Genomic DNA, 14,798 nt, shown 5'->3' with positions numbered 1-14,798 from the left:
CGCGCCTGTCCTGAACAAAAATAGCTGTCAGCGACACTCACAGGCAATTGCAGGACACAGCCTGGATTATTTCAGATCGGCCTGAACCTGATGCAACGGTTTTGCCCACGGGTTTTTCGCCTGCACATCGGCAGGTAAGGTGGACACCGCACGTTTAGCATCTTCTTTCGAAGCATACATCCCCGTTACCAGCACATACCACGGTTGTCCATTACGCGTCGTCTCGTATACCACATAATTTTTCAGGTTCTCTTTCTTCGCCCAACCGTTCAGGTTGTCGTAATTTGAAGAACTACTGAGCTGCAATGTGTAGTGGCTGGATGGCGCGCTCTTTAATGCGCCAACGTTGCCGGCGCTTTTCCCGCCGCCTGCGACAGGCGTCGTCGAGGCTTGCGCTGGCTTCGCGGTTTGTACCGGCGCAGCGCTTGCCGTCGCTGTCGGCGCAGCCGTCGTGGTGGTCGCTTTCGGCGTCGCGGCTGGCGCTGCCGGTTCCGTGCGTTTCACTGGCGCGACCGGTTTCTTCGGTTCCGCAGTGGTGGTTTTCGCCGTGGTCTGCGGTTTCTTAGGTTCAATGACGGCCTGTTTACGTTCCGGACGCGTGGTATGACGCTCAGCAGGTTCGCTAACCGCCGCCTGACGCGTCGTGCTGCCATTGCGAACTGGCGCGACGGTTGCAGGCTCTGTCGGCAACGTAGAGTTCACCGCAACATTGTTCATCTGCTCTGGATTCTGCGTCAGCGCATTATTCAGATCGCCCTGCACTTCCACGCGCTGCTGACCGTCAGCGACCACAGGCGACTGTCCCTGCGTCGGCGTTGAAGAAATCGGCGGCAACGAAATATCCTGCGACGTATTGCCCGCGGTTTGTTCTGCGGAGGTGGCGCTCGGCGCAGGCTGGGTCGCATTTGCCTGATCGGCGGCGTTACCGGAAAGATCGATACTCTTTTCGCCAGAGGCCGACGGCTCGCTGGAAGACGTTGAGGGGGCTTTCAGCGCGGAGCCGATACCGATAATCAACAGCAGCAGCACCAGTACGCCAACGCCCATCATCATGTACTGACGAGAGGCTGGCTTATGGGCCGCTTTTTTACGCTTACGTGGACGGCGTTCAACACGCTCCTCGTCCACCGTATCGTCTTCATCGGATTCGTACTCTTCTTCAACTTCAGGCTCTTCACTACGCGCTTTACGCGTACGCGTCGGACGGCGATCGTCGGCATCCAGATCAACGTCATCAAAGTTGATCTGCGGCTCATTATCGCGTTCTGAAGATTGACGAGAACGACCAGTACGACGATCGCTGGGATCGGGTTTCAGCTCGTCTTCTGGTTTGAATTCATCCATTTAACACCCCACTCAAAGGTTAATGCTTACGACATTGCACATAACCTGAAGCTAAAAGACTGACATCTACGCAATATCAGTCTGACCTTTCTTGTTGTTACGCCTGCTGACAGTCAGCAATCGCGCTAAGAACGACTTCGTGCGACACTCCGCCGCGCACTTCACTTTTCCCTATGGCCAGCGGAAGCACTAAACGCAGCTCCCCCGCTAACACTTTTTTATCTCGCAGCATGTGCGGCAAATAGTCCTGCGCGGACATCTCGCAAGGGCCATTGACTGGCAACCCGGCCCGTTCGAGTAGAGCGATGATGCGCTGCGTATCAGCAGAACTGAACTGCCCCAAACGCTCGGATACGCGCGCAGCCATCACTATACCTGCGGCAACGGCTTCACCATGTAACCAATTGCCATATCCCATTTCCGCTTCAATGGCGTGGCCAAAGGTATGTCCAAGATTCAGTAAAGCACGTAAGCCCGCTTCACGCTCGTCGGCGGCAACAACTTCGGCTTTCAGCTCGCAACAACGACGAATACAGTACGCCATCGCCGGGCCGTCCAGACGCAATAGCGCATCCAGATTACCCTCAAGCCAGGTGAAGAAGTCCGCGTCAAGTATAATGCCGTATTTGATCACCTCTGCCAGTCCCGATGCCAGTTCGCGTGCGGGAAGCGTTTTCAGGCAATCAAGATCGACAACCACAGAAGCGGGTTGGTAAAACGCGCCAATCATGTTTTTGCCAAGGGGATGGTTGACGGCGGTCTTCCCGCCCACGGAAGAATCAACCTGCGACAGTAAGGTAGTTGGCACCTGGATGAAACGTACGCCTCGCTGGTAGCTGGCCGCCGCAAAACCGGTAAGATCGCCAATCACGCCGCCGCCAAGCGCGACCAGCGTGGTATCACGACCATGCGGTTTTTTCAGTAACGCCGTAAACACCGTATCCAGCACCGTCAGGCTCTTATACTGCTCGCCGTCAGGAAGAATCACGCTGTCTACGTTAACGCCCGCCCGTTCGAGTACGCCGCGAACCTTGTCCAGATAAAGCGGCGCCAGGGTTTCGTTGGTCACTAACATGACCTGATCGCCTGATTTCAGCGGCAAGAATGAAGCTGGTTCGTTAAACAAACCAGCCGCGATGGTGATCGGGTAACTACGTTCCCCGAGAGTGACTGTAATCCTCTCCATGACGCGACATCCACCTTAGTTACTTGTGCCCGCTTACCCAGCGTATTCTGCTTGAATTAGTTGCTTTCCAGCATATGAATAATCTGGTTCGCCACAACCTTAGCGCTTTGATCGTCGGTGCGAATGGTGACGTCGGCAATCTCTTCGTACAGCGGATTGCGTTCGTTAGCCAGCGCTTCCAGAACTTCGCGAGGCGGCGCTTCAACCTGCAACAGCGGGCGTTTTTTATCACGCTGCGTGCGCGCCAGTTGTTTTTCGATGGTCGTTTCAAGGTAGACCACGACGCCACGCGCGGAGAGACGGTTACGCGTTTCACGCGATTTTACAGAGCCACCGCCGGTTGCCAGCACAATACCCTGTTTTTCCGTCAATTCGTTGATAACTTTTTCTTCACGATTACGGAAGCCGTCTTCACCTTCAACATCGAAGACCCAGCCCACATCAGCTCCGGTTCGTTTCTCAATCTCTTGATCAGAATCGTAAAATTCCATATTGAGTTGTTGAGCTAACTGGCGCCCAATAGTGCTTTTTCCGGCACCCATAGGCCCAACCAGAAAGATATTGCGTTTCTCTGCCATTTTTTCGGTACTACTAAGACTATTCGTTAATGGTAAACCCGCTTCACAGACACCCAGCGCAGCAGGACATGAACTGAAACCTCATAAGATATTGCGAGAGTCAGACTGAAAATTATCTCAATACTCAAGCGGGTTTGGCAACTGAATAAATCACCAAGCCTGATTGTTGCAAAACCCGAGTTAGCGTTGCCGGATGGCGACCAGAACAACATATCCGGCCTACAAATTGCTCTACTTTCAAACAATTGTGCGCAACCCGCAGAACCAATACGTCTGCATCAGCGGACATTCAGCCGTTTATCATCGGTCTTATGCACACCTTCGGCAAGGCAAAGCGCATTAATCAATGCGTAAGCAACGAAAAGCACGACTCTCAAATCGGTACTCCTTGTATGCTAAATACATCCGCACGTCAAATCCCGCAGATGCGTTCAGTGCAAAAACAGCGCTTTTTTATGCATAAATTATTCTGTCGCCACCAGTCTGGGGGTGATAAACACCACTAATTCGCGTCGCTCGTCCTCTTTGCCGTCATGGCGGAAGAGCTGACCAAGCCAGGGAATATCCCCCAACAGCGGCACGCTATCGCTACCCGATTTATTTTTTCGCGAAAAAATACCGCCCAGCGCCAGCGTCTCGCCGCTTTTTACCTCTACCTGCGTTTCAATTTCCTGTTTATCTATCGCCAGCACTTCGCCGTCAGCCTGTTGTAGTACCTGACCGGGGACATTCTGGCTGATATGTAACTTCAGGCGGATGCGCCCTTTTTGCAAAACGGTGGGCGTCACCTCCATTCCCAGCACCGCTTCTTTAAATTCCACGGAGGTCGCGCCGCTTTCGCCGCTGGAAACCTGATAAGGAATTTCGCTGCCTTGCTTGATACTGGCTGGCTGCAGATGGGAAGCCAGCAGCCGGGGGCTGGCGATAATATCCAACTGCTGCTTTTGCTCCAGCGCTGACAGCTCCAGATCCAGCAAGCGTCCGTTAATGCGCCCGATGTTAAACCCGACGCGTGAGGTGGCGGCGGCGACGGATAAATCACTGGAAAGCGTCGTCACGTCACCCACCGCGCCCGCTTGCGTCGCGTCAGCCAGCGTCCACTTTACGCCCAGTTCCCGTAGACTCTTTTCGTTAATGGTGACGATATGCGCCGCCAGTTCCACCTGCGCCACCGGCAGATCCATTTGCGATACCCATTTTTCCAGCTCCGCCAGGGCCGCGCGGTTATCGCGCAACAGCAGGCGGTTGGTGCGCTTATCTACCATGATGGTTCCCTTCGCGCTCAGGAGTTTCTCGCCCGCTTTCGCCAGTTCGCCGGCATCGGCGTATTGCAGGCTAATGCTGCGGTTTTCCAGCGGTAAATTAGCCTGAAGCCTTAACCGCTCGGCATCCTGCCGCGCACTGTGTTCTTTCTGCCAGGCCTGGGAATGAACATGGAGAATATTCCCCTCCTGGCGCAGCACCAGCCCAGCGCTATTGACCACCGTCTGTAGCGCCTGTTTCCACGGCACATCCGTCAGATGTAGCGATAATGTCCCGCTGACGTCCGGCGACACCACCAGATTCTGCCGCTCCTGCTCGGCTAAAGTCTGCAAAACCTGCACCACAGGGACGTCGTCAACCACCAGCGTCACTTTCGCCGCTTTTCCCGCCTGCGCGGCGGGCATCAAGGCTATCAGTATTATGGCTATCCATCGCTTCATTGTCCGCTCCCTGACGTAGCCACCGCCACTGCGGCGGCGCACAATTTTTACCGGTCGTTAACGTTAAGGTTTCCGCCGTCAGGTGGACAATCGTCCAACCGTTTTCCAGCGTCTGCCCTTCTTCCACTCGCCGCCATTTTTGCTGGCTGTCTTTAAGAATGCCTGTCCATCGCTCGCCTTTACGCACCGCGCCCTGATACCGCCACTGCGAGAGTTCCGCTATCCGGCAGCGATCTTCCGGCGGGCGGAAGGGATCGCGCATTCCTGTCAACATCAGCAAACAAAAACAGAGCAATACACCGCAGCTAGCCTTCATTCGCCAGGCGCTCCAGTTGCAGCATCATCAATAATTCCGCCCCCTCTTTACGCAATGAAAACCGACTTACGCTCATCTCGCTTTCGGCCAACCGGACAAACAGCGACGGCACCGCATCCCAGGACGTTTTCAGCGCCATTTCTCCCCCCTGCGCCGATGGCTGCCAGTGCAGCAAACGCAGGGGAGGCGCCTGGAAATCTAACGGCGAAAAAGGACGCGGATTTTCAACGGTGCCCCCGAAAAGCGGTTCAGCCGCGACGCTCAGACGGCGCAGATGACGCCACTGTTGCCGGGCGGCCTCGCGCTGCTGGCTTAACCGCATTTGTTGCGTATCCAGCGTTTTCCAGCCGGGATAGCCCACAGATAACGCAACCGTCAGCGTCAGGCACAGCACGCCTGCACACCAACCAAAAACCCGACCACGGCGCGACATCCCGTACCAGATATCAAAGAGCGCGTTCACGGGCGGCGCTCCTCGTTAACTGATAATGGAACTGCCAGCGCCCTTGCGCATCCTGCCGCGTGGCGCCCGTGCGGTTTAGCGGAAAACTGACATAGTGACGAAGCGATGTTTCAAGCGTAAGCAGGGCGTCAAACGTTCTCGCCAGCCCTTCCAGCTCTAGCGTCTCTTGCTGATAATTGAGGCTTGTCAGCCATGCCTGATCTGGCAACAGGTTGGCAAGGTCAGTCAAGATAGATTGCCAGGCTTGCGTCAGTTCACGCTGCGCCTGACGTTGTAATCGCGCCTGTTGCTGCCGCTGACGCTGCTGCAACTGCGGTATGTTCGCCGCAAGCGCCGTCGTGCGTCCGTTTTCCGCCGTCAGTAGCAGCTCGTTAATCCTCCCCTCCTGCCAAAAAACCAACCGGGCGATCGTCGCGAGGCTTGCTATCAGCAGCAGGGACGCGCCCCATACCACGCACCACAGCCGCAGACGCGCTACGTAATGTTGGCGCCGCCAGGGGAGCAAATTGACAGAATGCGCCATCAGCGTATCTCCCCTATGGCTAAACCCAGCGCAATCGCAAAGCGATAACCGTCCGGCGGAACCGGCGGTTGGCGGACGGTAACGGCGCGCCAGGGGTCGAATTCGCCTTCGGCGCATAACGAAATATGTTCCGGCACGACGGATAACGTCGCGGCAAGGTCATGCAGCGTCGTCGCATCGCGCGCCGATTTACGTCCCCACGCATAGCGCGTCGCCCACAGCCACTGGCTCTCATCGCGCCAGACCAGACATTGCCGCCCCGAAGGTATAAACGGCAGCAAGCGCTGTAACGCGCAGGCATCGGGCGTTACAGCAGCGATGCGCACATTGAGCGTTTGCGCCAGCGTTAACAGCGCTGAAATTTCTTTGCTTTGCACGGCGGTAACGTTGAACGCAGGGCTCAGCGCATCGTCCTGAAAGTCGAAACGCAATAAGTCCGGATCCATATCCAGCTCACGCGCCATCGTTTGTGAAAGCCATGCGACTTGCTCACGTTCCCGCAGACGCATCGGCGGATGTGGAAAAGCGCGTTGCAATGTCCGATTTGCGGGAAAAGAGAGATAAATACGGTGACGTAGCGGCAGCTCGCGGCTCCAGGGTCGCAGTACGTGAGCCAGCGATTGCGGGTCAGGAATCGTACCCTCTGCCGTGGAGGCGTTCATCAGCGGCAGTCGCCACCAACGTTGCAGGGACCAGCCCGATGCGCCGCGAATAACGGCGATGGCCAGCGCTTCATGCTGCTGAATATGCAATCCTATTTGCCAGGTTTTAAAAGCCATAACGGTCGATCTCCTTATCACCCGTCGCGTTAACGGGTATATCAATGCGTCTGGCTTGCCTTTATACTACCGCGCGTTTGTTTATAAACTGCCCAAATGACACTAAATGGGAAATCTCCAGTGAAGTTCGTAAAGTATTTATTGATCCTTGCAGTATGTTGCATCCTGCTGGGAGCAGGCTCGATTTATGGCCTTTATCGCTATATTGAGCCACAGCTACCTGACGTCGCGACATTGAAAGATGTGCGTTTGCAAATTCCGATGCAGGTTTACAGCGCGGATGGCGAACTTATCGCGCAATATGGCGAAAAACGTCGTATTCCCGTTACGCTCGATCAAATTCCGCCGGAAATGATCAACGCCTTTATCGCCACCGAAGATAGCCGCTTTTATGAGCATCACGGCATTGACCCGGTAGGTATTTTCCGTGCGGCCAGCGTCGCGCTCTTCTCCGGTCACGCATCGCAGGGAGCAAGTACCATTACCCAGCAATTGGCGCGAAACTTCTTCCTTAGCCCCGAACGCACGCTGATGCGCAAGATCAAGGAAGCGTTTCTGGCGATTCGTATTGAGCAGTTGCTGAATAAAAATGAGATCCTCGAACTCTATCTGAACAAGATCTATCTCGGCTACCGCGCCTATGGCGTTGGCGCGGCGGCACAGGTCTACTTTGGTAAGACGGTCGACCAGCTTAGTCTAAGCGAAATGGCGGTTATCGCCGGGCTACCTAAAGCGCCTTCTACCTTTAACCCGCTCTACTCGATGGATCGGGCGATAGCGCGCCGTAACGTAGTGCTTTCGCGAATGTTAAGCGAGGGATATATCACTCAGGCGCAGTACGATCAGGCCCGTAGCGAACCTATCGACGCAAATTATCACGCGCCGGAAATCGCCTTCTCCGCGCCTTATCTGTCGGAAATGGTGCGCCAGGAAATGTATAACCGTTATGGCGAAAGCGCCTATGAAGATGGTTATCGTATTTACACGACCATCACCCGCAAAGTGCAGCAGGCCGCGCAACAGGCGGTGCGTAATAACGTGCTGGACTATGACATGCGCCACGGTTATCGCGGCCCGGCGAATGTGCTATGGAAAGTGGGCGAAACGGCGTGGGACAGTAAAAAAATTACCGATACGTTGAAAGCGTTGCCGACCTACGGACCGCTGCTTCCCGCCGTGGTCACCAGCGCTAATCCGCAAGAGGCGACCGCTGCGCTTGCCGACGGTACGTCCGTTTCGCTACATATGGAAGGAATGCGTTGGGCGCGGCCTTACCGTTCGGATACACAGCAGGGGCCGACGCCGCGTAAAGTTACCGATGTCGTCCAGGCAGGTCAGCAAATCTGGGTTCGTCAGGTGGATAACGACTGGTGGCTGGCGCAGGTACCGGAAGTGAACTCCGCACTGGTTTCGCTTAACCCGCAAACTGGCGCGGTACTGGCGCTGGTCGGCGGTTTCGATTTTAATCAGAGTAAATTTAACCGCGCGACGCAAGCTTTGCGTCAGGTGGGGTCGAACATCAAACCGTTCCTCTACACCGCCGCAATGGATAAAGGGCTGACGCTCGCCAGTATGCTCAACGATGTGCCGATTTCCCGCTGGGACGCCGGGGCAGGTTCAGACTGGCGTCCGAAAAACTCCCCGCCGCAGTACGCCGGACCGATTCGTTTACGCCAGGGGCTGGGGCAGTCGAAAAACGTGGTGATGGTACGCGCCATGCGCGCCATGGGCGTCGACTATGCGGCGGAGTATCTGCAACGCTTCGGCTTCCCGGCGCAGAATATCGTGCATACCGAATCGCTGGCGCTGGGCTCCGCCTCCTTCACGCCGATGCAGGTTGCGCGCGGTTATGCGGTGATGGCGAACGGCGGTTTCCTGATCGACCCGTATTTCATCAGCAAGATTGAGAACGATCAGGGCGGCGTGATCTTCGAAGCGAAACCGAAAATCGCCTGCCCGGAGTGCGATATCCCGGTCATTTACGGCAATACGCAGAAATCCGACGTGCTGGAAAACACCAATGTGGAAGAGGTCGCGGTTTCGCAAGAGCAGCAAAACAGCGCCGTACCGATGCCTGAGCTGGAACAGGCAAACCAGGCGCTGGTCGCGCAAAACGGCACGCAGGAGTACGCGCCGCATGTGATCAATACACCGCTGGCGTTTCTGATTAAAAGCGCGCTGAACACCAATATCTTCGGCGAACCCGGCTGGATGGGTACCGGCTGGCGTGCGGCGCGTGACCTTAAACGTCGCGATATCGGCGGCAAAACCGGTACGACCAACAGCTCGAAAGACGCATGGTTCTCCGGCTATGGCCCTGGCGTCGTCACTTCCGTATGGATCGGCTTTGACGATCACCGCCGTGATTTAGGCCGCACCACCGCTTCCGGCGCGATCAAAGATCAAATCTCCGGCTATGAGGGCGGCGCGAAGAGCGCGCAACCTGCATGGGACGCCTATATGAAAGCCGTGCTGGAAGGCGTGCCGGAACAGCCGCTAACGCCGCCGCCGGGCATCGTCACGGTGAATATCGACCGCAGTACCGGACAACTGGCGAGCGGCGGTAACAGCCGTGAAGAGTATTTCATCGAAGGCACGCAGCCGACACAACAGGCGGTACACGAGGTGGGAACTACCATTATTGATAATGGTGAAACACACGAACTGTTCTGATCAAAAAAGGCGCTCCGGCGCCTTTTTTATTGTGTTTAGCGGATGACGGCGAACGGGGAGACAAACTTTCCGTTGGCTTGATCAACGCCGCGCCATCAGGCAATTCGGCCCTGCGCTTTCAACCACTCGCGTACCAGAAACAGCGCGCTGACGTTGCGGGCCTCGTTAAAATCGGGGTCTTCCAGCAGATCCATTAAATGCGCCAGCGGCCAGCGTACCTGCGGCAATGGCTCAGGCTCGTCGCCTTCCAGCGACTCCGGATAGAGATCTTCCGCCACCACGATATTCATTTTGCTGGAAAAATAAGAGGGCGCCATGCTGAGTTTTTTTAAGAAGGTCAGGTTATGCGCGCCAAACCCGACCTCTTCTTTGAGCTCCCGGTTCGCCGCTTCAAAAACGGTCTCGCCCGGGTCGATCAATCCTTTCGAGAAGCCCAGCTCATAGGATTCGGTTCCCACCGCATACTCACGAATAAGAATCAGATGCTCATCAACGATCGGCACAATCATTACCGCCTCACGGGTTGATGGTCGCATACGTTCATACACGCGACGCACGCCGTTGCTGAACTCCAGATCCACGCTTTCTACGTTAAACAGTCGGGATTGTGCGACGGTTTCCACTTTCAGAATGGTGGGTTTTTGTAATGATTTGCTCATTGTGAGAATCTTTGCAGTGTAATCTGTGGTCATTGTGCGACATACCGCACGGTTTCGGCAATGCGAATTGCCGTTTATTTACATTTATGTAACGTAATAAAAATTAATTCTTATTTCAAATTAAAAGTCAATAGGTTGAAATAACTCCAGGAATTTGCTGATATTCCGTTTTTGGTGGTATTGCTATGATTTGCCTTCACTGGGATGCGCTTTACAATGCTCAAGTTCAACTCCACGCTTGCCGATAGCCAACCACAGAAAAATGTTTATTGGACAGGGTGCGACTGACCACGCCTGACAGACTTAGTAAGATGGGGAAAGCATGAGCACCATTCTGATTTTTATAGCTGCTTTGCTGGCCTGCTCTCTACTGGCAATATGGCGGTTCCGGGTAAAGTCCAGACGAGGGAGTTTACCGTGGATCAGCGCCTTTCAGGACGCGCAAACGCGTAAACTGTTGCCCGAAGAGCGCAGCGCGGTAGAAAACTATCTCGATAACCTTAGCCAGATCCAGCAAGTTCCGGGGCCGACAGGCGCCAGTGCTGCGCCCATCTCGCTGACGCTGAACGCGGAAAGCAACAGTGTCGTGATACTGACCCACTCCATCACCCGCTACGGCATTACCACTGACGATCCTAATAAATGGCGCTACTACCTCGACTCCGTCGAAGTCCATCTGCCGCCTTTCTGGGAACAGTACATCAATGATGAAAACAACGTTGAGCTGATCCTCACGGATACGCTGCCGCTGGTGATCTCTTTAAACGGCCATACGCTGCAAGAGTATATGCAGGAGTCGCGCGGCTACGCGCTACAGAATACGGCCTCTACGCAGGCGTCGATTCGCGGCGAAGAGAGCGAGCAGATTGAGCTGTTGAATATCCGTCAGGAGACCCACGAAGAATATGCGCTCAGCCGCCCGGCTGGCTTGCGCGAAGCGTTGTTAATCGTCGCCTCCTTTTTGTTATTCTTTTTCTGCCTGATAACGCCAGACGTTTTTGTACCGTGGATGATAGGCGGCGCGATCCTGCTGCTGGCAGCCGGACTTTGGGGGCTTTTTGCGCCGCCGTCGAAAAGCGCGCTGCGGGAAATTCACTGTCTGCGGGGAACGCCCCGCCGCTGGGGACTGTTTGGGGAGAATAATCAGGAGCAGATTAACAATATTTCGCTGGGCATCATCGACCTTATTTACCCTGCCCACTGGCAACCCTACATTACGCAGGATCTTGGGCAACAAACGGATATTGATATTTACCTTGATCGCCATGTCGCGCGCCAGGGCCGGTTTTTATCCCTGCATGATGAAGTGAAAAACTTTCCGTTGCAGCACTGGTTACGCAGCACTGTTATTGCTATCGGTTCGCTGCTGGTGTTGTTTATGCTGCTGTTCTGGATCCCGCTGGATATGCCAATTAAGTTCACGCTATCGTGGATGAAAGGCGCGCAAACCATTGAAGCGACAACGGTAAAACAGCTTGAAAAAGCTGGCGTGCGGGTGGGCGATACGCTGCACCTGAGCGGTAAAGGAATGTGTAATATTCATTCCGGCGCGACCTGGAGCGGCCAGTCTAACTCACCGTTTATGCCGTTCGATTGCTCGCAAATCATCTGGAATGACGCGCCTGCGCTACCGCTGCCGGAATCAGACCTGGTGAATAAAGCGATGGCGCTAAGCCAGGCGGTAAATCGTCAGCTCCATCCAAAACCCGAAGACGACTCGCGCGTAAGCGCATCTTTACGCTCCGCGATCCAAAAATCGGGCATGGTATTATTAGATGACTTTGGCGATATTGTTCTGAAAACCGCTGATTTGTGCGCGGCGGAAGACGAGTGTGTGCGTCTGAAAAATGCGCTGGTTAATCTCGGTAACAGTAAGGACTGGAACGCGCTAGTGAAACGCGCGAACGCCGGCAAACTGGACGGCGTCAACGTGCTGCTACGCCCCGTAAGCGCAGAGTCGCTGGAAAATCTGGTCACGACCTCAACGGCGCCGTTTATTTCTCGCGAGACCGCGCGTGCCGCCCAGTCGCTGAATAGTCCCGCTCCCGGCGGATTCCTGATTGCCAGCGATGAAGGCAGCGAACTGGTTGATCAGGCCTGGCCGTCAACGCCGCTGTATGACTATCCCGCGCAGGAACAGTGGAGCGCCTTCCAGCGTCTGGCGCAAACACTCATGCAGACGCCATTTAGCGCCGAGGGCATTGTCACCAGCGTGTATACCGATGCCAACGGTACGCAGCATATCAGCCTGCATCGTATCCCCGATAAATCCGGCTGGTGGCGTTACCTCGGTACCACGCTGCTGATGTTGGCAATGATAGTGAGCGCGGTCTACAACGGCATTCAGGCGTTCAGGCGTTATCAACGCCACCGTACCCGTATGGCGGACATCCAGGAATACTATGAAAGCTGCCTCAATCCCAGGTTAACCGTCTCTCCGGAAAATCTCATCTGATAGCGCCGCCGTGCGACAGGGTATGCTACCCTGTCGCGCAAATTGCGTTACCCTGGAGTTCCCCATGCATATTGATATTGACTGGCAAAACGTGGATACCGTTTTGCTGGATATGGACGGCACGCTGCTCGATCTCGCGTTCGATAACTATTTCTGGCAAAAGCTGGTACCGGAAACCTACGGCGCGCAGCAGGGTATTTCGCCGCAGGACGCGCAGGAATATATTCGTCAGCAGTATCATGCCGTACAGCATACGCTAAACTGGTACTGTCTGGATTACTGGAGCGAGCGTCTGGGTCTGGATATTTGCGCCATGACGACGGCGCAAGGGCCGCGCGCCGTTTTGCGCGACGATACCGTACCGTTTCTGAATGCGTTAAAAGCCAGCGGAAAACGTCGGATTCTGCTCACCAATGCGCATCCACATAACCTGGCGGTGAAGCTGGAGCATACCGGTCTGGCCTCACACCTTGATTTATTACTTTCCACCCACACATTTGGTTATCCCAAAGAGGATCAGCGGTTATGGCGCGCTGTCACTGAGGAAACGGGAATAAGCGCAGAGAAAACGCTGTTTATCGATGACAGCGAACCGATTCTCGACGCCGCCGCCCGGTTTGGTATTCGCTACTGTCTTGGCGTGACGAATCCCGATTCCGGTCTGGCGGAAAAGCACTATACGCGCCATCCGTCCCTGAACGACTACCGCCGTCTGATCCCCTCGCTGATGTGAAGGAGACGCCATGAAAGAAAAGTCCTCCGTTGAGGTCAGACTGGATAAATGGCTGTGGGCCGCGCGTTTTTATAAAACCCGCGCGCTGGCCCGCGAGATGATTGAAGGCGGTAAGGTGCATTACAACGGCCAGCGCAGTAAGCCGAGCAAAATCGTCGAGCTGAACGCAACCCTTACCCTGCGTCAGGGAAATGACGAACGGACGGTGATCGTTAAAGCCATCACCGAACAGCGCCGTCCGGCCAGCGAAGCCGTCGCTCTGTATGAAGAGACGGCGGAAAGCGTGGAAAAACGCGAAAAAATGGCGCAGGCGCGCAAGCTTAACGCCCTGACCATGCCGCATCCGGACAGGCGACCGGACAAGAAAGAACGCCGCGACCTGTTACGATTTAAACACGGCGACAGCGAATAACTGTCACCCGCAAGAGAGATGATTATGCCGCAACATGACCAATTACATCGTTATCTGTTTGAAAACTTTGCCGTTCGCGGCGAGCTGGTGACCGTTTCGGAAACCTTGCAACAGATCCTCGACAATCATACCTACCCGCAGCCGGTGAAAACCGTACTGGCCGAACTGCTGGTCGCCACTAGCCTGCTGACCGCGACGCTGAAGTTTGCCGGTGACATTACGGTACAGCTCCAGGGCGACGGGCCGTTAAGCCTGGCGGTGATCAATGGCAATAATCAGCAGCAGATGCGCGGCGTGGCTCGCGTTCAGGGCGATATCCCTGACAATGCGGATCTCAAAACGCTGGTTGGCAACGGCTATCTGGTGATCACCATTACGCCGGAAGAGGGTGAACGCTATCAGGGCGTGGTGGGTCTGGAAGGCGATACTCTGGCGGCGTGCCTGGAAGATTACTTCCTGCGCTCCGAGCAGTTGCCGACGCGCCTGTTTATCCGTACCGGCGATGTCGACGGTAAACCGGCGGCAGGTGGAATGTTGCTTCAGGTGATGCCGGCACAGAACGCGCAGGCGGAGGATTTCGACCATCTGGCTATGTTGACGGAAACCATTAAAAGCGAAGAGCTGCTGACGTTACCGGCAAATGACGTGCTGTGGCGTTTGTATCACGAAGAAGAAGTCACACTCTACGATCCGCAAGATGTTGAGTTCAAATGCACCTGTTCACGCGAACGTTGCGCGGGCGCGCTGAAAACATTGCCGGATGAAGAAGTGGACAGCATTCTGGCGGAAGAAGGCGAAATCGATATGCACTGCGATTACTGCGGCAATCATTACCTGTTCAATGCGATGGATATCGCGGAGATCCGTAACAACGCCTCTCCTGCCGATCCACAGGTTCACTAATCGCCTCGTAGTCAGCAACGTCATTGCCTGATGGCGCTGCGCTTATCTGGCCTACAGCATCCCGCTCCGTA

At 55.2% G+C, this 14,798-nt stretch carries 14 protein-coding genes; 5 read left to right on the top strand and 9 right to left on the bottom strand.

What is annotated here, in order from left to right:
• Positions 1 to 66 precede the first annotated feature (66 nt).
• The 8 genes from damX to EOS98_RS01815 all read right to left on the bottom strand — a co-directional run bounded on the left by damX (position 67) and on the right by EOS98_RS01815 (position 6,892).
• Positions 67 to 1,344 carry a cell division protein DamX gene (gene damX, locus EOS98_RS01855; RefSeq protein ID WP_031606030.1) on the bottom strand — a complete coding sequence of 426 codons (1,278 nt, stop codon included), beginning with the start codon at positions 1,342 to 1,344 and terminating at the stop codon, positions 67 to 69.
• A 97-nt stretch (positions 1,345 to 1,441) separates the two neighbouring features.
• The gene (gene aroB, locus EOS98_RS01850; protein WP_126523792.1) at positions 1,442 to 2,530 is read right to left on the bottom strand and encodes a 3-dehydroquinate synthase; all 1,089 of its coding nucleotides are present in this window, start codon (positions 2,528 to 2,530) and stop codon (positions 1,442 to 1,444) included.
• A gap of 56 nt (positions 2,531 to 2,586) precedes the next feature.
• A complete protein-coding gene (gene aroK, locus EOS98_RS01845) occupies positions 2,587 to 3,108 on the bottom strand; it encodes a shikimate kinase AroK (protein WP_000818621.1) in 522 nt (173 codons plus the stop codon).
• Positions 3,109 to 3,572: 464 nt separating this feature from the next.
• Positions 3,573 to 4,811, bottom strand: coding sequence for a DNA uptake porin HofQ (gene hofQ, locus EOS98_RS01835; RefSeq protein WP_000832811.1), 1,239 nt, complete (start codon positions 4,809 to 4,811; stop codon positions 3,573 to 3,575).
• Positions 4,726 to 5,127: a HofP DNA utilization family protein gene (locus EOS98_RS01830; protein WP_126523791.1), complete on the bottom strand. Its 402-nt coding sequence runs from the start codon at positions 5,125 to 5,127 to the stop codon at positions 4,726 to 4,728. Before EOS98_RS01830 ends, hofQ begins: the two co-directional genes overlap by 86 nt.
• The gene (locus EOS98_RS01825; protein WP_126523790.1) at positions 5,117 to 5,590 is read right to left on the bottom strand and encodes a hypothetical protein; all 474 of its coding nucleotides are present in this window, start codon (positions 5,588 to 5,590) and stop codon (positions 5,117 to 5,119) included. Before EOS98_RS01825 ends, EOS98_RS01830 begins: the two co-directional genes overlap by 11 nt.
• Positions 5,574 to 6,113 carry a PilN domain-containing protein gene (locus tag EOS98_RS01820; RefSeq protein WP_000951387.1) on the bottom strand — a complete coding sequence of 180 codons (540 nt, stop codon included), beginning with the start codon at positions 6,111 to 6,113 and terminating at the stop codon, positions 5,574 to 5,576. The genes EOS98_RS01825 and EOS98_RS01820 overlap by 17 nt, the downstream gene beginning before the upstream one ends.
• On the bottom strand, positions 6,113 to 6,892 hold the full coding sequence (locus tag EOS98_RS01815) for a hypothetical protein (RefSeq protein WP_023198911.1): 780 nt from the start codon (positions 6,890 to 6,892) through the stop codon (positions 6,113 to 6,115). The genes EOS98_RS01820 and EOS98_RS01815 overlap by 1 nt, the downstream gene beginning before the upstream one ends.
• Positions 6,893 to 7,012: 120 nt before the next feature.
• On the opposite strand from EOS98_RS01815, the gene mrcA reads away from it, so the two are divergent.
• The gene (gene mrcA, locus EOS98_RS01810) at positions 7,013 to 9,565 is read left to right on the top strand and encodes a peptidoglycan glycosyltransferase/peptidoglycan DD-transpeptidase MrcA (RefSeq protein WP_053445164.1); all 2,553 of its coding nucleotides are present in this window, start codon (positions 7,013 to 7,015) and stop codon (positions 9,563 to 9,565) included.
• A gap of 95 nt (positions 9,566 to 9,660) precedes the next feature.
• Here the strand turns inward: mrcA and nudE are convergent, their stop codons facing one another.
• Positions 9,661 to 10,224, bottom strand: a complete 564-nt coding sequence (gene nudE, locus EOS98_RS01805) for an ADP compounds hydrolase NudE (protein ID WP_000045725.1) — start codon at positions 10,222 to 10,224, stop codon at positions 9,661 to 9,663.
• Positions 10,225 to 10,546: 322 nt separating this feature from the next.
• Between nudE and igaA the strand changes: the two genes are divergently transcribed.
• From igaA to hslO, 4 genes are all read left to right on the top strand, one after another.
• Positions 10,547 to 12,679, top strand: a complete 2,133-nt coding sequence (gene igaA / locus EOS98_RS01800; RefSeq protein ID WP_000104092.1) for an intracellular growth attenuator protein IgaA — start codon at positions 10,547 to 10,549, stop codon at positions 12,677 to 12,679.
• Between the two features lie 64 nt (positions 12,680 to 12,743).
• The gene (gene yrfG / locus EOS98_RS01795) at positions 12,744 to 13,412 is read left to right on the top strand and encodes a GMP/IMP nucleotidase (protein ID WP_001520508.1); all 669 of its coding nucleotides are present in this window, start codon (positions 12,744 to 12,746) and stop codon (positions 13,410 to 13,412) included.
• Between the two features lie 10 nt (positions 13,413 to 13,422).
• Complete coding sequence (hslR, locus tag EOS98_RS01790; RefSeq protein ID WP_000660721.1) at positions 13,423 to 13,824, top strand: ribosome-associated heat shock protein Hsp15; 402 nt, start codon at positions 13,423 to 13,425, stop codon at positions 13,822 to 13,824.
• 24 nt (positions 13,825 to 13,848) lie between these two features.
• Positions 13,849 to 14,727 (top strand): Hsp33 family molecular chaperone HslO, encoded by an 879-nt coding sequence (gene hslO / locus EOS98_RS01785; protein ID WP_001135571.1) that lies wholly within the window; start codon positions 13,849 to 13,851, stop codon positions 14,725 to 14,727.
• Positions 14,728 to 14,798 lie beyond the last annotated feature (71 nt).

Source organism: Salmonella sp. SSDFZ69 (assembly GCF_004010755.1).
GTDB lineage: Bacteria > Pseudomonadota > Gammaproteobacteria > Enterobacterales > Enterobacteriaceae > Salmonella > Salmonella enterica.
The sequence above is the reverse complement of the archived record's forward strand: the minus strand, read 5'-3'. Positions and strand labels throughout refer to the sequence as shown.

Coding starts and splice junctions, on each gene's coding strand:
- damX (WP_031606030.1), bottom strand. CDS start 1,344: ATGGATGAATTCAAACCAGAAGACGAGCTGAAACCCGATCCCAGCGAT.
- aroB (WP_126523792.1), bottom strand. CDS start 2,530: ATGGAGAGGATTACAGTCACTCTCGGGGAACGTAGTTACCCGATCACC.
- aroK (WP_000818621.1), bottom strand. CDS start 3,108: ATGGCAGAGAAACGCAATATCTTTCTGGTTGGGCCTATGGGTGCCGGA.
- hofQ (WP_000832811.1), bottom strand. CDS start 4,811: ATGAAGCGATGGATAGCCATAATACTGATAGCCTTGATGCCCGCCGCG.
- EOS98_RS01830 (WP_126523791.1), bottom strand. CDS start 5,127: ATGAAGGCTAGCTGCGGTGTATTGCTCTGTTTTTGTTTGCTGATGTTG.
- EOS98_RS01820 (WP_000951387.1), bottom strand. CDS start 6,113: ATGGCGCATTCTGTCAATTTGCTCCCCTGGCGGCGCCAACATTACGTA.
- EOS98_RS01815 (WP_023198911.1), bottom strand. CDS start 6,892: ATGGCTTTTAAAACCTGGCAAATAGGATTGCATATTCAGCAGCATGAA.
- nudE (WP_000045725.1), bottom strand. CDS start 10,224: ATGAGCAAATCATTACAAAAACCCACCATTCTGAAAGTGGAAACCGTC.
- igaA (WP_000104092.1), top strand. CDS start 10,547: ATGAGCACCATTCTGATTTTTATAGCTGCTTTGCTGGCCTGCTCTCTA.
- yrfG (WP_001520508.1), top strand. CDS start 12,744: ATGCATATTGATATTGACTGGCAAAACGTGGATACCGTTTTGCTGGAT.
- hslR (WP_000660721.1), top strand. CDS start 13,423: ATGAAAGAAAAGTCCTCCGTTGAGGTCAGACTGGATAAATGGCTGTGG.
- hslO (WP_001135571.1), top strand. CDS start 13,849: ATGCCGCAACATGACCAATTACATCGTTATCTGTTTGAAAACTTTGCC.